This window comes from Streptomyces sp. NPDC005262, assembly GCF_042872425.1.
Lineage (GTDB): Bacteria > Actinomycetota > Actinomycetes > Streptomycetales > Streptomycetaceae > Streptomyces.
Window position 1 is genome coordinate 39,230 of record NZ_JBIAKK010000002.1, and the last position, 20,429, is coordinate 59,658.

Annotated in this window: 23 protein-coding genes; 9 read left to right on the plus strand and 14 right to left on the minus strand. The window is 71.3% G+C overall.

What is annotated here, in order from left to right; genetic code table 11:
* Positions 1 to 75: 75 nt before the first annotated feature.
* The 5 genes from ACFYP5_RS05330 to ACFYP5_RS05350 are packed head-to-tail and all read right to left on the minus strand — an operon-like array spanning position 76 to position 5,016.
* On the minus strand, positions 76 to 789 hold the full coding sequence (locus tag ACFYP5_RS05330; RefSeq protein WP_389030894.1) for a VIT family protein: 714 nt from the start codon (positions 787 to 789) through the stop codon (positions 76 to 78).
* A 31-nt stretch (positions 790 to 820) separates the two neighbouring features.
* A complete protein-coding gene (locus ACFYP5_RS05335; protein ID WP_389030897.1) occupies positions 821 to 2,050 on the minus strand; it encodes an amidohydrolase family protein in 1,230 nt (409 codons plus the stop codon).
* Positions 2,050 to 3,324: an amidohydrolase family protein gene (locus ACFYP5_RS05340; protein ID WP_389030900.1), complete on the minus strand. Its 1,275-nt coding sequence runs from the start codon at positions 3,322 to 3,324 to the stop codon at positions 2,050 to 2,052. The genes ACFYP5_RS05335 and ACFYP5_RS05340 overlap by 1 nt, the downstream gene beginning before the upstream one ends.
* 10 nt (positions 3,325 to 3,334) lie before the next feature.
* Positions 3,335 to 4,219, minus strand: coding sequence for an SDR family NAD(P)-dependent oxidoreductase (locus tag ACFYP5_RS05345; protein ID WP_389030903.1), 885 nt, complete (start codon positions 4,217 to 4,219; stop codon positions 3,335 to 3,337).
* Positions 4,216 to 5,016, minus strand: a complete 801-nt coding sequence (locus ACFYP5_RS05350; RefSeq protein WP_389030906.1) for an acetoacetate decarboxylase family protein — start codon at positions 5,014 to 5,016, stop codon at positions 4,216 to 4,218. Before ACFYP5_RS05350 ends, ACFYP5_RS05345 begins: the two co-directional genes overlap by 4 nt.
* A 114-nt stretch (positions 5,017 to 5,130) precedes the next feature.
* Here ACFYP5_RS05350 and ACFYP5_RS05355 point away from each other — a divergent pair, with 114 nt between their 5' ends.
* From ACFYP5_RS05355 to ACFYP5_RS05380, 6 genes are all read left to right on the plus strand, one after another.
* Positions 5,131 to 5,757: a TetR/AcrR family transcriptional regulator gene (locus tag ACFYP5_RS05355; RefSeq protein ID WP_389030909.1), complete on the plus strand. Its 627-nt coding sequence runs from the start codon at positions 5,131 to 5,133 to the stop codon at positions 5,755 to 5,757.
* 234 nt (positions 5,758 to 5,991) lie between these two features.
* Positions 5,992 to 7,017, plus strand: a complete 1,026-nt coding sequence (locus ACFYP5_RS05360; RefSeq protein ID WP_389030911.1) for a DEDDh family exonuclease — start codon at positions 5,992 to 5,994, stop codon at positions 7,015 to 7,017.
* Between the two features lie 64 nt (positions 7,018 to 7,081).
* Positions 7,082 to 7,315 (plus strand): hypothetical protein, encoded by a 234-nt coding sequence (locus ACFYP5_RS05365; protein WP_078852816.1) that lies wholly within the window; start codon positions 7,082 to 7,084, stop codon positions 7,313 to 7,315.
* 71 nt (positions 7,316 to 7,386) lie between these two features.
* Complete coding sequence (locus ACFYP5_RS05370) at positions 7,387 to 8,202, plus strand: SURF1 family protein (RefSeq protein ID WP_389032901.1); 816 nt, start codon at positions 7,387 to 7,389, stop codon at positions 8,200 to 8,202.
* Between the two features lie 116 nt (positions 8,203 to 8,318).
* Entirely contained in the window at positions 8,319 to 10,118 is a 1,800-nt protein-coding gene (locus tag ACFYP5_RS05375) for a glycoside hydrolase family 15 protein (protein ID WP_389030913.1), read from the plus strand.
* A gap of 5 nt (positions 10,119 to 10,123) precedes the next feature.
* On the plus strand, positions 10,124 to 10,879 hold the full coding sequence (locus ACFYP5_RS05380; RefSeq protein ID WP_389030916.1) for an SDR family oxidoreductase: 756 nt from the start codon (positions 10,124 to 10,126) through the stop codon (positions 10,877 to 10,879).
* Between the two features lie 115 nt (positions 10,880 to 10,994).
* On the opposite strand, the gene amaP is transcribed toward ACFYP5_RS05380, so the two are convergent.
* Genes amaP through ACFYP5_RS05405 form a run of 5 tightly spaced genes read right to left on the minus strand, consistent with a single transcriptional unit; the run spans position 10,995 to position 13,330 of the window.
* Complete coding sequence (gene amaP / locus ACFYP5_RS05385; protein WP_389030919.1) at positions 10,995 to 11,573, minus strand: alkaline shock response membrane anchor protein AmaP; 579 nt, start codon at positions 11,571 to 11,573, stop codon at positions 10,995 to 10,997.
* Between the two features lie 5 nt (positions 11,574 to 11,578).
* Positions 11,579 to 12,262 carry a DUF6286 domain-containing protein gene (locus ACFYP5_RS05390; RefSeq protein WP_389030921.1) on the minus strand — a complete coding sequence of 228 codons (684 nt, stop codon included), beginning with the start codon at positions 12,260 to 12,262 and terminating at the stop codon, positions 11,579 to 11,581.
* Entirely contained in the window at positions 12,259 to 12,621 is a 363-nt protein-coding gene (locus ACFYP5_RS05395; RefSeq protein WP_389030924.1) for a hypothetical protein, read from the minus strand. Before ACFYP5_RS05395 ends, ACFYP5_RS05390 begins: the two co-directional genes overlap by 4 nt.
* Positions 12,618 to 12,809 carry a hypothetical protein gene (locus ACFYP5_RS05400; protein ID WP_030920082.1) on the minus strand — a complete coding sequence of 64 codons (192 nt, stop codon included), beginning with the start codon at positions 12,807 to 12,809 and terminating at the stop codon, positions 12,618 to 12,620. The genes ACFYP5_RS05395 and ACFYP5_RS05400 overlap by 4 nt, the downstream gene beginning before the upstream one ends.
* Before the next feature lie 32 nt (positions 12,810 to 12,841).
* Entirely contained in the window at positions 12,842 to 13,330 is a 489-nt protein-coding gene (locus ACFYP5_RS05405) for an Asp23/Gls24 family envelope stress response protein (protein ID WP_389030926.1), read from the minus strand.
* A 93-nt stretch (positions 13,331 to 13,423) separates the two neighbouring features.
* On the opposite strand from ACFYP5_RS05405, the gene ACFYP5_RS05410 reads away from it, so the two are divergent.
* Positions 13,424 to 14,125 carry a hypothetical protein gene (locus ACFYP5_RS05410; protein WP_389030929.1) on the plus strand — a complete coding sequence of 234 codons (702 nt, stop codon included), beginning with the start codon at positions 13,424 to 13,426 and terminating at the stop codon, positions 14,123 to 14,125.
* Positions 14,126 to 14,168: 43 nt separating this feature from the next.
* Here ACFYP5_RS05410 and ACFYP5_RS05415 read toward each other — a convergent pair whose 3' ends face one another.
* From ACFYP5_RS05415 to ACFYP5_RS05425, 3 genes are all read right to left on the minus strand, one after another.
* Positions 14,169 to 14,960 (minus strand): enoyl-CoA hydratase/isomerase family protein, encoded by a 792-nt coding sequence (locus ACFYP5_RS05415; RefSeq protein ID WP_389030931.1) that lies wholly within the window; start codon positions 14,958 to 14,960, stop codon positions 14,169 to 14,171.
* Between the two features lie 158 nt (positions 14,961 to 15,118).
* Positions 15,119 to 15,340 carry a helix-turn-helix domain-containing protein gene (locus ACFYP5_RS05420; protein WP_007263382.1) on the minus strand — a complete coding sequence of 74 codons (222 nt, stop codon included), beginning with the start codon at positions 15,338 to 15,340 and terminating at the stop codon, positions 15,119 to 15,121.
* Between the two features lie 320 nt (positions 15,341 to 15,660).
* Positions 15,661 to 17,259: an ABC-F family ATP-binding cassette domain-containing protein gene (locus ACFYP5_RS05425; RefSeq protein WP_389030933.1), complete on the minus strand. Its 1,599-nt coding sequence runs from the start codon at positions 17,257 to 17,259 to the stop codon at positions 15,661 to 15,663.
* Between the two features lie 284 nt (positions 17,260 to 17,543).
* Here ACFYP5_RS05425 and ACFYP5_RS05430 point away from each other — a divergent pair, with 284 nt between their 5' ends.
* Together ACFYP5_RS05430 and ACFYP5_RS05435 are read left to right on the plus strand one after the other, a co-directional pair.
* The gene (locus ACFYP5_RS05430; protein ID WP_389030936.1) at positions 17,544 to 18,434 is read left to right on the plus strand and encodes a neutral zinc metallopeptidase; all 891 of its coding nucleotides are present in this window, start codon (positions 17,544 to 17,546) and stop codon (positions 18,432 to 18,434) included.
* A gap of 90 nt (positions 18,435 to 18,524) precedes the next feature.
* Positions 18,525 to 18,938, plus strand: a complete 414-nt coding sequence (locus ACFYP5_RS05435) for a VOC family protein (protein WP_389030938.1) — start codon at positions 18,525 to 18,527, stop codon at positions 18,936 to 18,938.
* Positions 18,939 to 19,022: 84 nt separating this feature from the next.
* Here ACFYP5_RS05435 and ACFYP5_RS05440 read toward each other — a convergent pair whose 3' ends face one another.
* Complete coding sequence (locus ACFYP5_RS05440) at positions 19,023 to 20,333, minus strand: hypothetical protein (RefSeq protein WP_389032904.1); 1,311 nt, start codon at positions 20,331 to 20,333, stop codon at positions 19,023 to 19,025.
* Between the last annotated feature and the right edge of the window lie 96 nt (positions 20,334 to 20,429).

Below are 20,429 nucleotides of genomic sequence, written 5' to 3' on the forward strand. Positions count from 1 at the left end.
CTAGACGTTGTTACCAACAAGTATGCGAGACGCGATGTCAGCAACCTTTGGTGACTTCTGCCAACACGGGCCGGATCAGACTCCGACCGCTCCCAGCAACGCCCCCGCCGCATAGGTGACCCCCATGGCCACCGCTCCCCCGCCCATGTTCCGCAGCACCGCGCGCCCCACCGCCGCGTCGCCGAGCCGCGCGCTCCACCATCCGGTGAGCGCCAGCGCCGCCAGTACCGCCAGTACCGTGACGATCAGCCGCAGCGACGCCGGTGGCAGCACGATCGCGAGCAGCGGCAGCAGCGCTCCCGCCGTGAAGGCCAGGAAGCTCGCGCCTGCGGCGTGCCAGGGGTTCGTCAGGTCGTCCGGGTCGATCCCCAGCTCCACCTCCGCGTGGGCACGCAGAGCGTCGCGTTCGGTGAGCTGGACGGCGGCCTCGCGGGCGACTTCCCGGCTCAGCCCCTTTCCCTCCAACAGACCGGTCAGCTCGGCGAGTTCAGCCTCCGGGGTCTCCTGCAGCTCCCGTTTCTCCGTCGCCAGCGCGGCCTGCTCCGAGTCGCGCTGGGTGGATACCGACACGTATTCGCCCGCCGCCATCGACATGGATCCGGCCAGCAGTCCGGCGAGGCCCGCCGTCAGCAGGGCACCGCGGTCGCCGGTGGCTCCGGCGACGCCGACGACGATGCCCGCCGTGGAGACCACTCCGTCGTTGGCGCCGAGCACCGCGGCGCGCAGCCAGTTCAGCCGCGCGCCGAGGCCGTTGCCGTGGGACTCGTCATGCGCCCGGGTATCCGTCACCCGGGGATGGTCTCATCCTCACCGGGTCCCGTCACCAGACGCGGACCGATCCGCCCGGCGCGAAGGCCGGGCTGGTCGCGTCGGCCGGGGCCTCCTTGAGGGGCTCGGCGATCTCGTCGACCGTCGGGCCGGCCGTCGCGGCGATGCGGTCGAGTGCGGGCAGGTCGAAGCCGTACACACGGGCCGCGTTACCGCCGACCATCGCCGCGATCTCGTCGGGCGGGAGTCCGGCGTACGCGATCCGCAGGCCCTCGCGCGAATAGGGGGCGGTGCCCTCGTCGTGCGGGTAGTCGCTGCCCCACATGATCTTGTCGAGGCCGATCCGGTCGCGCAGCGGCACCTCGTGGGGGCGCATGAAGCTGGCGCCGACGAAGCAGTTGTCGCGCCAGACCTCGCCGGGACTCGCTCCCATCGAAGCGGCAAGCCCCGCACCGAACTTGGACTCGGCGGTGGATGCCCGGGAGGCCGCAGCGACCAAGCGGCCGTGGTAGTAGTCGAGCATCTCGACGACGCCCGGGATCCAGCCGGAGCCCTGTTCGGTGAGGACCAGTTTCAGTCCGGGGTGGCGGCGGAAGGCCCCGCCGAAGATCAGATGCCACAGCGCCCGGTGGGAGAACCAGGTCGTCTCCACCATGAAGACGGCTCGTGCCGCCGGTTCGTCTCCGAGCGGCGGGGAGGCCGATCCGCCGTGGTGGTTCACCGGCACGTCCAGCTCCTCGCAGACCGCCCACAGCGGGTCGTACACCTGGGAGTACAGCTCCGGGATGCCGGATCCCGGCGGGGTGCCGGGCAGCAGGATGCCGCCGGTGAGTCCCGCCTCCCTGGTGCGGCGGACCTCGCGGACCGCCTCCGCCGGGTCGTTGAGGAGGATCTGCGCGACGCCCGCCCGCCGGCCGGGCGCTTCGGCGCAGAAGTCGGCGAGCCAGCGGTTGTGGGCGCGCAGGCCCGCCCAGCGCTGTTCGTACTCCTGCGGTGAGGGCGCGGGGGCCATCAGGGAGGCCGAGGGGAAGAACGGTGGGATGGTGTTGGGGAAGACGACCTCCGCGACGATGCCGTCCGCCGCCAGCTCGGCGAGGCGGCGTTCGGAGTTCCAGTTGCGGTCGGCGGTGTCGGCGAGGAGGTCCGCGTACGGATTGACGTACGCCGCCGCCCAGGCGTCGAAATCCTCGTGGTACTTGGCCTCCAGGTACGGCCTGTAGTCGAGCAGGTCGGCTCCCGCGTGACAGTCGGCGGAGATGACGGTGTAGCGCTCGCGGGACATCAGCCGACCCCCAGGACCGGGAAGTCGTGGTCCGTCAGCCAGTGCCGGCCGACCTCGCGCGAGCGTGCCCAGGACGCTTCGACCGCCGTCTGGTCGGCGCTCTGGCCCAGCTCCTGCGGGGTCGGGCCGATGCGCCGGGCGATCGGCGCGAGCTTCGCCGTGTCGAAGCCGAAGACCTCGGCGGCGGCGAGCCCCAGCATCCGGCGGGTCTCGGCCACCGGGATGTCGTGGAAGGTGGTGCGCAGCCAGTCGGCGGTGTTCGGCCAGGTGCCTTCGGGGTGCGGGAAGTCGCTGCCCCACAGGATGTTGTCGACGCCGATCTCGTACCGCTGGGCGAGCTCACGGCGCTTGGTGTTGGTGGCGCAGATGAACACCTGGCGGTCCAAGTACTCGTGCGGGGGCCGCTTCAGCTCGGCGAACGGCGAGAGCTTCTTTCCGCCGTGGGCGCCCAGGTAGAGCCGGTCCATGAACCAGAGCAGGTTCGGCAGCCACCAGCAGCCGGACTCGGCGACGCCGAACCTCAGCCCCGGGTGGCGTTCGAAGGCGCCCGACCAGAGCAGGAACCAGAGCGGGCGGGACGGCCACCAGGTGACCTCCGAGACGTAGATCCCCAGGTGGTCGCCGTACTCGTGGCGCGGGGCCGCGCCGGAGTGCGTGACGACCGGCATCCCCGTCTCGGCGGCGGCCGCCCACACGGGGTCGTAACGGCGGTCGTGGTACGGCGCCTTGTCCACCCACATGGAGGGGATCATCAGCGCTCCGAGACCGGACTCCTTGGCCCGGTGGATCTCGGCGACGACACGGCCGACCTCACCCGTGACGGGCAACAGGGCGACTCCGCAGTGCCGTTCGGGGTCCCGCGAGACGAAGTCGGCGAGCCACCGGTTGTGGGCCTGTGCACCGGCCATGCCGAGTTCCGGGTCCTGGTCGCCGGAGAGGCCGAGGCCGACGCCGAACGGGGCGGCGGTCCGGCTGTCGACGGCGTCCGCGTCCGGGAAGACGACCTCGGCCGCCACCCCGTCGCCGTCGAGCTCCTTGAGCCGCTGCGCGGCGTCCCAACCGCCCCTCAGCCCCTCCTCGTTGTCGTGGAACCACTTGTCGGCGAAAGCCTCGTTGCGTACGCCGAGGCTGGTCATCTCCTCGCGGCGGCGGTCGCGCCCGGCGAGGAAGTCGTCGAACTCCCGGTGGAAGCGGGCGTCCAGATAGGGCCGGTACTCCTCGGTGGGCAGCCCGGCGTGGCAGTCGGAGGAGATGATCAGATACGGGTCGGTCATCGCTCGCCCCTCAGTCGAGTATGAAGCTCTCCAGGTACGACGGGTTCGCCCGGTCGAGCATCGACTGCGACCTGGCGCGGATCTGCCGGTCGCTGTGCTCGCTCGGCGGCAGCAGCCAGAAGCGGTCGGCGCGGATCCCGTCCACGACCGCGCCCGCGACCTCCTCCACCGGTGTGAACTCGACCTCGTGTCCGGCCGCTCTCATGGCGGACTCCCACTGACCGAGGCTGCGGTACGGGGTCCGGCGCGGCCGTTCCTTGGCGTACCGCTCGGGCCGGTTGCGGTGCGACTCCCACAGTCCGGTGCGGAGCATGTGCGGGCCGGGAAAGAGCACCGAGGCGCCGACCGCCGCGCCCTCCGCCTTCAGATGGGCGTACAGCGACTCGGTCATGGTGACGACGGCGGACTTGGTGACCGCGTAGACGGAGGCGGTCGGCAGCGGGGCGATGCCGCCGTCGCCGGACGAGGTGTTGACGACCCGGCCGGGCTCACCGCCCTCGATCATCCGGGGCACGAAGGCCTGGATGCCGTGGAAGACGCCCCACACATTGACGGCGAACGCCCACCTCCAGTCGTTCGGCTCGTGCTCCCACATCCGGCCCTCGGCACCGGAGCCGACACCCGCGTTGTTGCACAGCACGTGGACGGCGCCGAAGGTGTCGTACGCCGCGTCGGCGAGAGCCTGGACGGAGTCCCGCTCGCTGACGTCCACCGCCCGCGCCAGCACCTGCGCACCGTCCTCGCGCAGCTCGGCCGCCGCCTTGTCGAGCGCACCCTCCTCCACGTCGGCGAGGACGACCTTCAGCCCCTCGGCCGCGAACCTGCGGGCCATCGCGAGCCCGATGCCGCTCGCGGCGCCGGTGACGACGGCGACCTGGCCCTCCCCCAGCCTCATCGGACACTCCCCTGCGGCGGGCCGTCGTGGATCTGCTGCGGGTCGTCGTAGCGCTGGTGGATGTACGGCAGCAGCGCCTCGGCGCTCACCCGCTCCACGGCCCTGCCCTGCTGGTCGCTGGTCTTCTCACCGATGGTCAGATCGATCAGCCGGCGTACGGGGAGGTCGGCGACCGGGTCGTACACCGACTCGCGCAGCACCACATCGCCCGAGATCCGCTCCAGCTTGCGGACCTTCTCGTGGCGGATGCAGTGGATCAGTACGGGATCGGCGTCGAAGCCCTCGCCGTCCGCGGCGGGCAGGAACTTGAAGTAGAAGTCGAGCTTCTCCGCCGGTTCGGGCAACGGCAGCTGCTCGCCGGCCGCGCCGCGTACCTCGACGAACGCGATGCCGTGCCGGACGAGTGCGGCCCGGACGGCGGGTCCGTCGCGTTCGACGGTCACCTCGCCGAGCTTCTTCGGTTCGCCGAAGACCTCACGGCCGCCGACGAGTGCCCGCTCATGGGTCATCGGCATGACGAGCGGATACCAGCCCTCGTGCCCGTCGTGGACGGCGGCGACGGAGACGGAGCCCGCGCCGAGCGGATAGCCGGGGAGGTCGACCTTGCTGATGGCGGCGCGGACGAGCGGCCGTTCGGCGGGTTCGAGGGGCGGTGGCAGGACCGCCGCCACGGCGTCGGGGTCGCTCTCCCAGACGGCGACCACACCGGTGGACCAGATGTCGGGGAGCTTGGATCGGGCTGTGCGGGCCGCCGCGATCTCGGCGTCGGTGCGCGCGCCGTACCGTACACGTGCCATGGACGTACCACCCTTCTCGGTTGTCCGTGCCCGGGTTCTGTAACACTGTTACACCGGCCGGAATGAAGGGTAAATAGACATGCACGTAACGGGGTTCGGAAAGCTGGGAGCACTGTGGCGCGATCGTCGCTGACCCGCGAAGACGTTCTGGAGGCCGCTGCCGCCCTGGTGCGGCAGCACGGCCCGGATGCCCTCACGATGCGCAAGCTGGCCGCCGAACTGGGCACGGCGGTCACCTCGATCTACTGGCATGTCGGCAATCGCGAGTCGCTGCTCGACGCCCTGGTGGAGCGCACCGTCCAGGAGATGGGCGTCGTCCGGCCGGCGGGCCGCACCCCGGTGGCCCGGATCGTCTCCGTCGCCCGGGGGCTGCGCCGCGAACTGCGCGCCCGCCCCCACCTGATCGCGATGGTCCATGAACGCGGTCTCACGGAGCGGATGTTCCTGCCCGCGCAGCAGGCCCTCCTCCACGAGGTGCACACCGCGGGGCTGCGCGGGGCGCGGGCCGCCGACGCGGTACGGGCGGTGCAGTTCCAGACCGTCGGCTTCCTGCTCGTCGAACGCAACCGGGAACGCTCCCCGGTCCAGTCCCCCGGCGAGAGTGATCTCTGGGACTCGGTCACGGCCGAGCACGACCCGGCGCTGGCCCGCGCGCTCGCCCTCCCCGCCGACCAGGAACGACTGTTCACGGCGTCGATGCGGGCACTGGTGAGCGGACTGCTCGCCACCGGTGGGAGCTGAGGGCCGTCCCGTAATCCCTGGTGGATCAGCGCGCGGCGTCGGATGCGGCGCATCGCAGGCGGCGGATCGTCCGCATACCGGACGCATTCGGACGCTCCGACAACGCAGCAACGTGCCGTGGATGTCGTCGTGCGCCCGCCAGGGATCACGGGACAGCCCCTGGTGACCCCTCGCCGGACGGCTCGAACAGAACGCTCCCGGATGGTGAGCTGTCAGTCGCGGCCCGTATTCTCTGTGACCATGCTCGACGACCGCCAGACCGCAGCACCGTGGCCGACCGCCTACCCACAGGGGTACGCGGTCGTCGACGTGGAGACCACCGGACTCTCCCGGGACGACCGGATAGTGTCCGCTGCCGTCTACCGGCTGGACGCGCAGGGCAACGTCGAGGATCACTGGTACACCCTCGTCAACCCGGAGCGGGACCCCGGCCCCGTCTGGATCCACGGCCTGACCAGCGACGTCCTGGAGGGCGCCCCGCTCTTCCCGGAAGTCGCCGCCGATCTGTCCGAGCGGCTCGCGGGCCGCGTGCTCGTCGCGCACAACGCCGCCTTCGACTGGTCGATGCTGGCCCGGGAGTACGCGCGCGCCGCGGTCGTCGCCCCGGTCGAGCACCGGCTCTGCACCATCGCGCTCTCCAAGGAGCTCCGACTGCCGCTGCCCAACCACAAGCTGCAGTCGCTGGCCGCGCACTTCGGAGTCGTGCAGCAGCGTGCGCACCACGCGCTGGACGACGCCCGGGTGCTGGCCGAGGCGTTCCGGCCGAGTCTGCATGCCGCGGCGCGCGACGGGGTGCGGCTGCCGCTGCTGGAGTGCCGCCCGCTGACCGAGTGGTCGGACTCCCCGGTCACCCCGCGGGTCGGCCACCAGCCGTCGTACGGCGGTCAGAGCAGTTGGCGCCCTTCCCGCAAGCGGCCGGCCTGCCCGTATCCGAACCCGGGGCGGTACGACAAGGACAAACCGCTCATGCAGGGCATGCGGGTGGCGTTCTCCGGGGACACCTCCATCGACCGTGAACTGCTGGAGGACCGGGCGATCGAGGCCGGGCTGCATGTGGCGACCAGCGTCTCGCGGCTGACCAGCCTGCTGGTCACCAACGACCCCGACGCGGCGACGTCGAAGACGGTGAAGGCAAAGGCGTTCGGCACACCGATAGTGGACGAGAGCGCCTTCACCCATCTGCTGCGGGATGTGGCACAGGTGTCGACGACGACCGGGGCCCCGGTGGCTCCCTCCCTGCCGACGCCGTCATCGGAGTGAACCGGGGGCGACTCGCCCGTCCGCCGCTCGCCGCCCGGCGTCCCCGCGTCCCACCCTGTGGCGCATGGCACGTTGTGAAGTTTGCGGAAACGACTACGGCATGTCGTTCGAGGTGCACGCGCAGGGCGCGGTGCATGTCTTCGACTGTTTCTCCTGCGCCATTCACCGGATGGCGCCCATCTGTGAGCACTGCCGGGTCCAGGTCATCGGCCAGGGTGTCGAGGTGGACGGGCACTGGTTCTGCGGCGGTCACTGCGCCCGGGCCGAGGGGAAGGTGGGCATCATCGACAAAGTCTGACCACCGGCCGCACAGCCCGTTCCGCCACCCCCTCCGCGAGGCACCCCATGACGCAGTTGTACCGTCGTGGGGTGTACCGCTTCCTGTTGACCCGGCAGTGGCTGATCCTCGCCCTCCTCACCCTCGTCCTCATTCCCACGATGGTCGAGCTGGGCTTCTGGCAGCTGCACCGGCATGAGCACCGGGTGGCGCAGAACGCTCTGATCTCGCACAACCTCAAGGCGAAGCCGGTTCCGGTCGCCACACTCACCTCCCCGGGGCACACGATCCCGCGCTCCGACTACTGGCGTGCGGTGACGGCCACGGGGACGTACGACACGGGGCACGAGGTCGTCGTGCGCCGCCGGACCTCCACCGACGGAAGCATCGGTTTCCACGTACTGATCCCGCTCGACCTCAAAGGCGGCGGCACGGTCCTGATCAATCGCGGCTGGGTCCCCGCCGCCGACGACCAGCGCGCCTTCCCGGACGTCCCGGCCGTACCCAAGGGCGAAGTGACCGTCACGGGGCGGCTCAAGGCCGACGAGACGACGGGAACCAGCGGCATCAAGGACCTGTCGGACCTGCCTGACCGCCAGGTGATGCTGATCAACAGCGCCCAGCAGGCCAAGGCGCTCTCCCGGCCCGTCCTCGGCGGCTACATCGAGCAGACCGGGCCCGAACCGTCCGGCGACGTCCCCGAGCTGATCGAGGCCCCCGACGACAGCTCCATCGGTCCGCACATGGCGTATGCGGTCCAGTGGTGGCTGTTCGCCGCGGGCGTACCGGTCGGATATGTGGTGCTCGCCCGGCGCGAGAAGCGCGACCGGGTGGAGGCCGCGGCCGGGGCCGAGGCCTCCGGAGAGCCGGAGACCGAGCCGGAGAAGCCCGAGCCCGCGACGGCCTGACAGTGCCCGCGGCAGCCTGACCGGTGGCCGCCCGACCGGTTCCGCGGCAGGAGTCTGCGGCCGCCCGTGGGACACCGGCTGCTTAGCGAGGCCCCGGTTCGGGAACACGGCAGAACGTGACCCCACGCATCGAGGACTACGCCCTGATCGGCGATCTGCAGACAGCCGCCCTGGTCGGCAGGAACGGTTCTGTGGACTGGCTCTGTCTGCCCCGCTTCGACTCGGGCGCCTGCTTCGCCGCTCTGCTCGGCGACGACGACAACGGCCACTGGCGCATCGCTCCGAAGGGCGCGGACAGCTGCACCCGGCGCAGCTACGTGGGTGACTCCCTCGTCCTGGAGACGTTCTGGGAGACCCGCACCGGCACCGTCAAGGTCATCGACTTCATGCCGCAGCGCGACCAGGAACCCGATGTCATGCGGATCGTCGAGGGGATCAGCGGCTCCGTCGACATGACATCGGTGATCCGGCTGCGCTTCGACTTCGGCTCCATCGTGCCGTGGATGCGCCGCTCGCAGGGCCACCGGGTGGCGGTCGCCGGACCCGACTCGGTCTGGCTGCGCAGCGAGCCACCGGTCAAGACGTGGGGCCAGGAGTTCTCCACCTGCTCGTCCTTCACCGTCTCCGCCGGCGAGCAGGTGGCGTTCGTCCTGACCTGGCACCCGTCCCACTCGCCGCGTCCCGACCTCGTCGATCCGCACGAGGCGCTGAAGAACACCCTTTCCGACTGGGCCGAGTGGTCGGCCCGCTGCAAGTACCGGGGACCGTACCGGGAAGCCGTGATCCGCTCGCTGATCACCCTCAAGGCGCTCACCTTCGCCCCGACCGGCGGCATCGTGGCGGCCCCCACCACATCGCTGCCGGAGGAGATCGGCGGCGTCCGGAACTGGGACTACCGCTTCTGCTGGCTGCGGGACTCCACCCTGGCGCTCAACGCGCTGCTCTCGGCCGGCTACGTGGGGGAGGCCGCCGCCTGGCGGGACTGGCTGCTGCGCGCCGTCGCCGGGGATCCCGCCGACCTGCAGATCATGTACGGCCTGTCGGGCGAACGGCGGCTGCCCGAGGCGGAGCTGCCCTGGCTGGCCGGATACGAGAACTCCAGCCCGGTCCGGATCGGCAACGCGGCGGTCCGGCAACGGCAGCTGGATGTGTACGGAGAGGTCATCGACTCGCTCCGGCTCGCGCGCGAGGCGGGCCTGGCCGATCAACCGCACGCCTGGAGCCTCCAGCTCAGCCTGCTCGGATTCCTGGAGTCCACCTGGCGCGAGCCGGACGAGGGACTCTGGGAAATCCGTGGCCAGCGCCGCCACTTCGTGCACTCGAAGGTGATGGCCTGGGTCGCCGCCGACCGCGCCGTACGCACCCTGGAGGCGAACCCGTCGCTGGCCGGGGACGCCGAACGGTGGCGGGTGATGCGGGACGCCGTGCACCGGGAGGTGTGCGAGAAGGGGTACGACCCGGTACGGAACACGTTCACGCAGTCGTACGGCTCCCGGGACCTGGACGCGGCGACGCTGCTGATCGCTCGGAGCGGATTCCTGCCGCCGGACGATCCGAGACTCGTCGGCACGGTCGACGCGGTCCGGGACGAGTTGGGCAGCGACGGTCTGGTCCGCCGCTACAGCACGGAGGGTGTCTCGATCGACGGACTGCCGGGCGGCGAAGGAGCGTTCCTGGCGTGCTCGTTCTGGCTGGCGGACGCACTGCGCCTGACCGGGCGCGCCGAGGAGGCCACCGAACTCTTCGAGCGGCTCCTCGAGCTCCGCAACGATGTCGGGCTGCTGGCCGAGGAGTACGACACCGTGGCGCGGCGGCAGCTGGGCAATTTCCCGCAGGCATTCAGCCATATCGGACTGGTGGGCACCGCGGTCGCACTGACCGGGGAGGACATGCTGGAGGCCGAGACGGCAGGATAGGGGCCATGGATCTTGAATTGAAGGACCGTGTGTACATCGTCACCGGCGCGACCCGGGGGCTGGGCAACGCCACGGCACGGGAGCTGGTGGCGGACGGAGCGAAGGTGATCATCACCGGCCGTGACGAGAAGCGGGCCGAGGCGGCCGCCGCCGAACTGGGGCCGGACGCCGTCGGTCTCGCCGCCGACAATGCGGAGCCCGCCGCCGCGCAGCGGTTGGTGGACACCGCCCATGAGCGGTTCGGGCGGCTCGACGGCATCCTGATCAGCGTCGGTGGGCCCGCTCCCGGCTTCGTCGCGGACAACACGGACGAGCAGTGGCAGTCGGCATTCGATTCGGTGTTCCTGGGTGCGGTGCGGCTGGCGCGTACGGCGGCCGCGGCGCTCGGCGAGGGCGGGGTGATCGGCTTCGTGCTGTCCGGCTCGGTCCATGAGCCGATCGCCGGGCTGACCATCTCGAACGGTCTGCGACCGGGCCTGGCCGGATTCGCCAAGTCCCTGGCCGACGAGCTCGGCCCGCGGGGCATCCGCGTGGTGGGCGTGCTGCCGGCCCGGATCGACACCGACCGGGTGCGTGAGCTGGACGCGCTGTCCGGCGATGCGGAGGCGTCCCGTGCGGCGGCCGAGGCGCGCATTCCGTTGCGCCGGTACGGCACACCGCAGGAGTTCGGCCGGACGGCGGCGTTCCTGCTGTCGCCCGCGGCGTCGTATCTGACGGGGATCATGGTGCCGGTGGACGGCGGTGTACGGCACGGGTTCTGAGCGAGCGCCGGGGCCGTCCGGTGGCCGATCCTGCCCTCGATCTCCCCCATGGCCCCAAGGGCACGGGAGGCACCCTCGACGGGCAGGATTGTGCCGCTGCCGGACGTCCCCGCCGTCAACTCACGCGTTCGGCACGGTGTTTGACGGCCCGCAGCTGCACCTCGGCCGGTAGCTGCGCCAGCCCCGCCGAGTCCCGCGCATGGGCCAGTGCCTCGTCCGTGAGGCGGCCGAGCGCCTCGCCCGGTGCCGCGTGCGGTTCCATCAGCAGCCTGATCCGGGCCTGCGGCGAAATGCGCCGGCCGACGAGCGTCACCTGAGCACGGGCCACCCCGTCCAGTGTCCCCGCCTCCCCGGCGAGCACGCCCTCCAGGGCCCGGCCGCGCAGCAGCGCCCCCTCGCCGTCGCCGCTCTCGACCAGCACCTCGGCGAGGCGGGCGCGGCGGAGCTGGGCGAGGAACCACCACAGCGCGAGGACGACCAGCACGGCGAGGACCACGATCACGGTGGGCCACCACCAGCCGTCGGCGCGCCAGCGATCCCGGTCGGCCTGGGAGAGCAGCACGTCGGTCCTGCCGTCCCACGGCCACCAGGACGGTACGGAGAGACCGAGCCCGGCGGCGAGTACCGCGCCGCCGCCGCAGATCAGCACCAGGCCGGCGAGTCCGAGCAGTACCCGGTTGACGGTACTGAGCACCGTGGTCACCCCTTCTTGGTGGGACGGCGGACATGCACCGACAGGCTCGGCGGCTTCGCCAGACCCAGTTCCTCGATGCCCGTGGCCAGCACGGTGTCCAAGTCGGCCCGAACGTCGTCGAGTTCACGGAAATGCGACACGGCGCGCACAGCGACCTTGGCACGCCCCATCCGGACCCGCACCGACTGCACGCCGGACACCTCCACCGCCCGGTCGCGCAGGACCAGGGCGGCGGCGGTGCGGTCGAGCCCGGCCCGTACACCGGGACGGTCACGGCGCATCGGCAGCAGGTCGCGAAGGCCGGGCGTGGCGGCGAGGACGATCAGCCACAGGCCGATCGCCATGGCGACCCCCGCTCCGACCAGCACCCACACGTTGTTCAGCGGGCGTTGCGCCAGTTCGTCGGCGAGCGAGCGGCGCCACCGCATCGCCGGATGGTCGGCCCGCACCGCCGCCACGTCGTACAGCAGCAGGCCTGCACCGCCGAGGATCACCAGCGCGACGAGGCCGGCGGGGACGCGGCGCGCTGACCAGAAGCGGCCGGCACCGCCGCCGTCCTCCTTCGTCGGCGCCGGGTCGTACGAGGCGGCGGAGGCCGACTGGTCCAGGGCCACCGCTCCGCCGTGTTCCACAGGGTCGACGGCGGGCAGGCGCCTCGTGCTGTTCCCCGGGTCCTGGGGTTCGGTCATCGGATCCTCCCCTGTGCCGCGGCGCTCGCTCCCGCGGGGTGCAGACGCTCGACCTGTACGGCCACTTCGGGCACTTCCATCCCCGCCAACGCCCTTACCCGTTCGATGACCCGCCGACGCACGGCACCGCACTGGCGGCCGATGTCGGTGGGGTATCCGAGTTCCAGACTGACCCGTACCCGTGCGGTGTCGCGTTGCACCGTGACGGTGGCACGCGGGGACGCACCCTCCTTCGGCGGCTCGTCGATCGCCTCCTTCGCTGCCTGCGCGGCAATCTTCGCGACCACCCGGTCGGCGATCCTGGTCTCCCCGCGTTCCGCGGCAGGGATCCGGCCGAGTACCCCCGACAACTCCGTCATCGCCGTCGGTCGCCGCGCTCGCGACTCCGGAAGAAGTCGCCGGGTTCCAGATCGCCGTCGAGGAAACGACCGGCGATGAAGCCGACCGCTCCCAACGCCGCGACCAGCAGAAAGGCCCCGAATCCGCCGAAGTATCCGGCGAACCCGAGCGCCATGCCGGCCACCAGGCCGACCACAGCCATGCTCATCGTGCGCTCCTCAACTGCCTCGGGTGGGAGGCTTACTGGAGACGTGGCTCGGACTGGTCCTCGTCCTCCTCGTCGGGCAGCTTCACATCGCTGACCGCGATATTGACCTCGACGACCTCGAGGCCGGTCATCCTTTCGACCGCCGCAATGACGTTCTCCCGCACATCACGGGCGACATCGGAGATCGAGACGCCGTAGTCGACGACGATCTCCAGGTCGAGCGCGGTCTGCGACTCGCCGACCTCCGCCTTGACGCCGCGGGTCACGGACTTGCCGCCGCCGGGGACCCGGTCACGCACCGCGCCGAACGTACGGGAGAGGCCGCTTCCCATCGCATGGACACCGACCACGTCGCGCGCCGCCATGCCGGCGATCTTCTCGACCACACCGTCCGCGATGGTGGTACGGCCGCGGGTGGCGGGGTCTCCCCCGCCGCGCTTGGTCAGCGGACTCCTTCTGCTGTCGTCCCCCGTCGCCTGGTCGGGGTTCTCGGGCCGGTTCCGCTGTGGGGTGTCGGTCATCGCCACACTTCCCTTCAGGGCAGGGTCGGACTTCGTTGCCCACATTAAGTGTGCTTGCCCCATCTCGCGCCGCGGATGCGGCAGGCTGGGGCAATGACGACGGCTGACAGCCCGCACAGGGCCGACGGATGGACAGCTGCGGTACGACAGAGGCTCGGCCTGGGCCGATTGCTCCCTCTGGGCGGTCCGGCGGACGGCGCGTGGATCTCGGAGCGAGCCGCCGTCGCGGTGCTGCGCCGGACGGTGGACACGCCCGGCCCCGGCCCCGTGCTCGGTGAGGTACGGATCGCGGTGGCGGATCCCGAATCCGCCCCGGACCCGGCACTGCCGGCCCCGCCCAGTGCGCTGCTGCCCGGGCCGCTGCGGATCGAGGCGACGATGTCGGCAACGGCCGACCGGCCACTGCCCACCGCCGCCGCCGCACTGCGCTCGGCGCTGCTGACAGCAGCCGCACAACGGCTCGGCCTGGTGGTCGGCGAGGTGGACCTACGGGTGACGGAGCTGCTGGACACGGTCCCCGGACGGCCGGCACCGGAGCCGTCCGCGGTGCGTGGAGCGGAGCCGGAGGGCGTGGCAGGGACCGCGGCCGCCGGGGTCCCCGGCGTCGCGGCACTGACCCGGGTGCTGGGCAGCGCGGTGCACACGGCCCCGGACCATGTGCGGGTCGAACTGGCGACGTCCGGGGACCACCGGGCACTCGACGTGGCGCTGGCGGTGCGCACGGCGGTGTCGGAGGCCGTGCACGGGCACCCGCCGGTCACCGTGCTGGTCACCGCGGTGGTGGAGAAGCACTGAGAGGGGCGGCCGGGCGGTTCGTCGCCCGGCCGGTGCCGTGCTCTCAGTCGGTGACGCCCGCCAGGTCTCGCAGCCGACGGCCCTGCGCCGCGCGTTCGGCGGTGCGCTGGTCCTCGTACGTGCGCGAGACGGCACCACTCAGCAGCGCCTTGGTCTCGATGACGGCGTCGCGCGGAGCCGCCAGCAGTGCTGCGGACAGGTCGCGGGCCGCCTCGTCGAGCTGGTCGGCGGGGACGACGAGGTTGGCGAGACCGGTGCGCTCGGCCTCCTCCGCGTGCACGAAGCGGCCGGTGGCACAGATCTCGAGCGCACGGGCATACCCCACCAGGTTCACCAGAGGGTGCGTGCCGGTGAGGTCCGGGACCAGGCCCAGGCTGGTCTCGCGCATGGCGAACTGCACGTCCTCGGCGACGATCCGCAGATCGCACGCGAGGGCGAGCTGGAAGCCGGCACCGATGGCATGTCCCTGCACGGCTGCGATGGACACGATGTCGTTGCGGCGCCACCAGGAGAACGCCTCCTGGTACTCGGCGATGGTCGCGTCGAGCTCGGACTCCGAGCCGCGCGCCAGGTCCAGGAACGACGGCTCACCGTCGAACCCCTCAGGGGTGAACGCCTGCCGGTCGAGGCCGGCGGAGAAGGATTTCCCCTCGCCGCGCAGCACGACAACCCGCACGCTGCCGGGCAGTGCCCTTCCGGCCGCCGTCAACGCCCGCCACAGAGCGGGGGACTGAGCGTTGCGCTTGGCCGAGTTGGTGAGGGACACCGTGGCAACCGCGTCATCGACGGTGAGTCGTACGCCGTCCTGGTCGAGCACAGAGTCGAGCGAGGTCATGGGGCGCCTCCGGGATCGGGTGCAGTCAGCAGGTCGAGCTAAGTGACTGAACAGTAACCACCCGGTCGATCACGCGACCTACCGGGTGGCCACCTCCGAAACAGGTGAGCCCTCGGAACGCGTCCGTCCAGCGACGCGCCCCGATCCGCCGACGGCCGTCAGGCCGCGGCGGCCTTCTTGCCTCGTGTTGCTCCGCCACGCCCTCGCAGCGTGACTCCGGACTCGCTGAGCATCCGGTGGACGAATCCGTAGGAGCGGCCGGTCTCTTCGGCCAACGCCCGGATGCTCGCACCGGAGTCGTACTTCTTCTTCAGGTCTGCCGCGAGCTTGTCACGCGCGGCGCCGGTAACCCGGCTGCCCTTCTTCAGAGTCTCGGCCACCCGTGCCTCCTCATGGGAAGTGCGCTCTGGACTCTCATGATCACCCCTCGCGGGCTTCCTGGCCACCCATTCGGCAAGGTCCGTACAACCGGTTTGGCACCCCGGGAATACGCCATCACAACCGGAATCCAGCATTCCGTAGGGCGACAGGGGCGTGTCGCCGCGGGTCCGAGATGAACGGCCAGGTCAGGGCCGTACGGGAGGATCGGACCCCACATGGGTGCGCCCGGCAGGTATCTGCCGGGCGCCGCGGCGAGGTACGAGAGGTCCTCACACAGATGATGGATCACGTCTGGGCCGAATGATCCAGTCGGAGTGGATCAGGCCAGCGCGACCAGGTCCCGGTAGTCCGCGCCCCACAGGTCCTCGACGCCGTCCGGCAGCAGGATGATCCGTTCGGGCTGGAGCGCCTCGACCGCACCCTCGTCGTGCGTGACGAGAACGACCGCGCCCTTGTACGTGCGCAGCGCGCCGAGGATCTCCTCGCGGCTGGCCGGGTCGAGGTTGTTCGTCGGCTCGTCGAGGAGCAGTACGTTCGCGGAGGAGACCACCAGGGTCGCCAGCGCGAGGCGGGTCTTCTCACCGCCGGAGAGCACCCCGGCCGGCTTGTCGACGTCGTCGCCGGAGAAGAGGAACGAACCCAGCGTCTTGCGGACCTCGACGAGGTCGAGGTCCGGGGCGGCGGAGCGCATGTTCTCCAGGACGGAGCGTTCCGGGTCGAGGGTCTCGTGCTCCTGCGCGTAGTAACCGAGCTTGAGCCCGTGCCCCTCGATGACCTCGCCGGTGTCCGGCTTCTCGGCGCCGCCGAGGAGCCGCAGCAGGGTGGTCTTGCCCGCACCGTTGAGGCCGAGGATGACGACGCGGGAGCCCTTGTCGATGGCGAGATCCACGTCGGTGAAGATTTCGAGCGAGCCGTAGGACTTGGACAGCCCCTCCGCCATCAGGGGGGTCTTGCCGCACGGCGAGGGCTCGGGGAAGCGCAGCTTGGCGACCTTGTCGGAGACGCGGACGGCCTCCAGGCCGGAGAGCAGCCGCTCGGCGCGCTTGGCCATGTTCTGCGCGGCGACGGTCTTGGTGGCCTTGGCGCGCATCTTGTCGGCCTGCGAGTTGAGGGCCGCGGCCTTCTTCTCGGCGTTCTGACGCTCGCGCTTGCGGCGCTTCTCGTCGGCCTCACGCTGCTGCTGGTAGAGCTTCCAGCCCATGTTGTAGACGTCGATCTGCGAGCGGTTGGCGTCGAGGTAGAAGACCTTGTTGACGACTGTCTCGACGAGGTCGACATCGTGGGAGATCACGATGAAGCCGCCGCGGTAGCTCTTGAGGTAGTCGCGCAGCCAGACGATCGAGTCGGCGTCGAGGTGGTTGGTCGGCTCGTCGAGGAGCAGGGTGTCGGCGTCCGAGAAGAGAATGCGTGCCAGCTCGACGCGGCGGCGCTGACCGCCGGAGAGCGTGTGGAGCGGCTGTCCGAGCACCCGGTCGGGCAGGCTGAGCGCGGCGGCGATGGTGGCGGCCTCGGCCTCGGCGGCATAACCGCCCTTGGTGAGGAACTCCGTCTCCAGCCGCTCGTACTTCTTCATGGCCTTCTCGCGGGTGGCGCCCTTGCCGTTCGCCATCCGGTCCTCGTTCTCACGCATCTTGCGCAGGATCTCGTCGAGACCACGGGCGGAGAGGATGCGGTCCCGGGCGAGGACTTCGAGGTCGCCGGTGCGCGGGTCCTGCGGGAGGTAGCCGACCTCGCCGGAGCGGGAGATGGTCCCGCCGGCGGGCATGCCTTCGCCTGCGAGGCACTTGGTGAGGGTGGTCTTGCCCGCCCCGTTGCGGCCGACGAGACCGATGCGGTCGCCCTTGGCGATACGGAAGGAGGCGGACTCGATGAGGATGCGGGCGCCGGCACGCAGCTCGATGCCGGAAGCGGTGATCACGGGTAAAACTCCAGGGCGGTATGGACGGCGGGCGGGACGACGGGCGGAGTTATCTCGACGCCGTCTAGTGCACAAGGAGAATTGCCATGGGGTCATTCTACTGGCGGTGTGCAACTGCTTTTCCGCGTGCTGACACCACTGCGCCCACCGGACCCACCGGGCGATCGCCCAGTGCCGCCGGCCCATTGCGCCCTGTCACCGAAAACGGGCAGGTGAGGATGAACTGTCCGATACTCGGCGCAGGGCGGTGAGGCGGCCGGGGCCGGAGCGGAGAGTGGTGTCCCATGCAGTTCGACGACGACGCCGATCTGGACACGTCCGAGGTCCGGGATGTGCGCGGCAGCCGGGTCCCGGGCGGCAGGGCGACGGTGGGCGGCGGCATCATCGGTGTGATCGCGCTGATCCTGGGGCTGTTCTTCGGTGTCGGCCCCGACCAGCTGGGCCTTTCGTCGGGCGACTCGGGCACCACGGCGACCGCGTCCTCGGCGGCGCAGGTCGAGCAGAGCTGCCGGACCGGCCAGGACGCGAACACCCGGGACGACTGCCGGACGGTCGCGGTGGTCAACAGCGTGCAGGACTTCTGGCGCCGGGAGTTCGCCCGGCGGGGCGCGCGGTACGCGGACGCGAAGACGGTTCTGTTCACCGACCGGATCGGCACCGCCTGCGGTGCCGCGACCTCGGCGGTCGGGCCGTTCTACTGTCCCGGCGACCGGCAGGTCTATCTGGACCTGGGGTTCTTCGACGATCTGCGGACGAAGTTCGGATCGAGCGGCGGCCCGTTCGCCGAGGCGTACGTCGTCGCGCACGAGTACGGCCACCGTGTGCAGGACCAGATGGGGACGCTGAGCCGGTCGCAGGACGGCCGGACGGGCTCGAACAGCAACGCGGTGAAGGTGGAGCTGCAGGCCGACTGCTACGCCGGGGTCTGGGCGCACCACGCGACGACCACGCCCGACGAGTTGACCGGTCGGCCGCTGATCACCTCGGTGACACCGGCGGACATCCGGGACGGTCTCGATGCGGCCGCGGCGGTCGGCGACGACCGGATCCAGGAGAGGTTCCAGGGCCGGGTCACCCCCGAGTCCTGGACGCACGGCTCGGCCGCGCAGCGCCAGCAGTGGTTCACCGCCGGCTTCCGCAGCGGCGACATGGCCGACTGCAACACCTTCCGCTGAGCCGGTCCGGGCCGTTGTCAGTGGCCGGTGGAAGACTGAGACGCAGATCACAGCAGAAGGTCAAGCGGAGTGCGAAATGAGGTGAGCGCCATGGCAGGCGCATCGGCCGGGGTTCCGACGATCTATCCGACGATTCTGTACGACGATGCGAAGGCCGCGATCAAGACGCTCACGCAGGGCCTCGGGTTCACCGAGGAAGCCGTGTACGAGGGCAGGAACGGCACGGTTCTGCACGCGGAGCTGTCCTGCGGCAACGGCAGGGTGATGCTGGGCTCGAAGGGCCGCGAGGGGGTCTTCGCCGAGGCGATGGCGGGCGCGGGGCCGAGCGGGGTGTACGTGGTGGTGGACGAGGTCGACGCGCACCACGCCCGGGCCGTGGAGCACGGCGTGGAGATCCTGATGCCGCCCACGGACCAGGACTACGGCTCGCGCGACTACATGGCGCGGGACGCGGAGGGCAATGTGTGGAGCTTCGGGACGTACGCCCCGGGGTCCGCGGACTGAGTATCTGCGTCCTCGGTCCGGCCCGGCCGGGCCGAGGACAGGCGCTGACGCGTCCGTCTCCCCGGACGGCCTGCCGCGGGCCGGTCAGGCGCCGCCGGTGTGCACCTGGAACGCCGCCCGGCGGACGGCTTTGGCCAGGGCCGGATCCGGGTGGGCGGCGGCCAGCGCCACCAGCACCTGGACCGTGCGGGGGTGGCCGACGGCCCGTACCTCTTCGAGCAGGGCCGGGACGGTGCCCTGGACGGCCGAGTCGAGATGGCGGACCAGCAGCGCGGTCTCGCCGTGGTCGGCGACGGCCGCCGCAGTGTCGACCCAGAGCCAGGTGGATTCCTCGCGGCTGAGGACCTCCTGGGCGTCCTCGGGGTCGGCTCCGTCGTACTCGGCCAGCCAGATCAGTGCGTACGGGCGCAGCGACGCATCGGTGACGACGGAGCGCACCACGGGCTCGGCGGGGGCGCCGACGACCCGGAGCGCTTCGAAGGCGAGTCCGCGCAGCAGTGCGTCCTCACCGCGGGCGACGGCGAGCAGTTCGGCGACGGCGCTGCCGACCGGGCGGGCGGCGAGCCAGGCACGGTACTCGGCACGGGCCGGCCCCGGGGTGAGCCGGGCGCAGCCGAGCAGCATGTCGGCGGCGGACTGCTCGATGTTCCCGGCCGGGCTCTGGGCGGCGACGCAGATCTGTTCCAGCTTGACCCAGACCGCCCAGTTGCCGAGCGGGGTGAGGGTGGCGTGGCCGACGCCGAGCGTGAGCGCGCCGACGGCCGCCAGTCCCTCCAGGGCCCAGTCGAGGAGGCGCGCCACCAGGGCCGCGGGGTGCGCGGTGGGGGCGGGTTCGGGCGGTTCGGGCAGTGCCTGCGGCCCGTACGGCACCTCGCAGCGCTCCTCGTGGAGTTCCGCGACGCGCTGGCCGAGAAGATCGAGGAGGGCCGGCACGGTGACCGGGCCCGCCGAGAGCTGGAGGAGGGAGAGTACCTGGGGCACGGCCTCGACGGCTTCGGCGACCGCGGTGGCCTCGATGTCCTCGGGCGCCGGGTGGACGAGCGACCAGGCGTCGAAGAGCGCCACCCAGCCGCGGAGCACGGCGGAGTCGTCCCGGTCCCAGGCACGCAGCCGCCAGCCCGGGCGTGCGGTCTCGCCGTGCAGCTCCACAAGGCCGGCCAGACGGGCCCGGTCCCAGCCGGAGCGCACCTGTGCCGGGGACAATTCCAGTGCGGCCGCGGCCCGTTCGAGAGCATGCGCGGCGAGCAGGGCCGTGCCGGGGCTCGCGCCGTCGGCGGCCCAGCGGGCGATCCGCACGGCGTCGGCCAGCGCGCCCCTGGCCTGGCGGGCCAGTTCCGCACGGGGCGGGGTGCCCTCGGGCGGGCGGGGGGCCGGCCTGGTGCGCCGGGTGGTCACGACCTTGCGGGCGGTGGCAAGGGGTCGCGGGCGGACAAGTCGCAGCCTGGAGTCGCGCGGGGTACGGGACGTCACGGGAGCAGTCTTGCCTCTGAC

Bases quoted from the DNA above. Each gene is read 5' to 3' on its own strand.
- ACFYP5_RS05345 (WP_389030903.1), bottom strand. From the start codon at position 4,219: ATGAGGCTGGGGGAGGGCCAGGTCGCCGTCGTCACCGGCGCCGCGAGC.
- ACFYP5_RS05430 (WP_389030936.1), top strand. From the start codon at position 17,544: ATGCAGTTCGACGACGACGCCGATCTGGACACGTCCGAGGTCCGGGAT.
- ACFYP5_RS05335 (WP_389030897.1), bottom strand. From the start codon at position 2,050: ATGTCCCGCGAGCGCTACACCGTCATCTCCGCCGACTGTCACGCGGGA.
- ACFYP5_RS05435 (WP_389030938.1), top strand. From the start codon at position 18,525: ATGGCAGGCGCATCGGCCGGGGTTCCGACGATCTATCCGACGATTCTG.
- ACFYP5_RS05365 (WP_078852816.1), top strand. From the start codon at position 7,082: ATGGCACGTTGTGAAGTTTGCGGAAACGACTACGGCATGTCGTTCGAG.
- ACFYP5_RS05350 (WP_389030906.1), bottom strand. From the start codon at position 5,016: ATGGCACGTGTACGGTACGGCGCGCGCACCGACGCCGAGATCGCGGCG.
- ACFYP5_RS05400 (WP_030920082.1), bottom strand. From the start codon at position 12,809: ATGAGCATGGCTGTGGTCGGCCTGGTGGCCGGCATGGCGCTCGGGTTC.
- ACFYP5_RS05415 (WP_389030931.1), bottom strand. From the start codon at position 14,960: ATGACCTCGCTCGACTCTGTGCTCGACCAGGACGGCGTACGACTCACC.
- ACFYP5_RS05390 (WP_389030921.1), bottom strand. From the start codon at position 12,262: ATGACCGAACCCCAGGACCCGGGGAACAGCACGAGGCGCCTGCCCGCC.
- ACFYP5_RS05380 (WP_389030916.1), top strand. From the start codon at position 10,124: ATGGATCTTGAATTGAAGGACCGTGTGTACATCGTCACCGGCGCGACC.
- ACFYP5_RS05410 (WP_389030929.1), top strand. From the start codon at position 13,424: ATGACGACGGCTGACAGCCCGCACAGGGCCGACGGATGGACAGCTGCG.
- ACFYP5_RS05340 (WP_389030900.1), bottom strand. From the start codon at position 3,324: ATGACCGACCCGTATCTGATCATCTCCTCCGACTGCCACGCCGGGCTG.
- ACFYP5_RS05405 (WP_389030926.1), bottom strand. From the start codon at position 13,330: ATGACCGACACCCCACAGCGGAACCGGCCCGAGAACCCCGACCAGGCG.
- ACFYP5_RS05395 (WP_389030924.1), bottom strand. From the start codon at position 12,621: ATGACGGAGTTGTCGGGGGTACTCGGCCGGATCCCTGCCGCGGAACGC.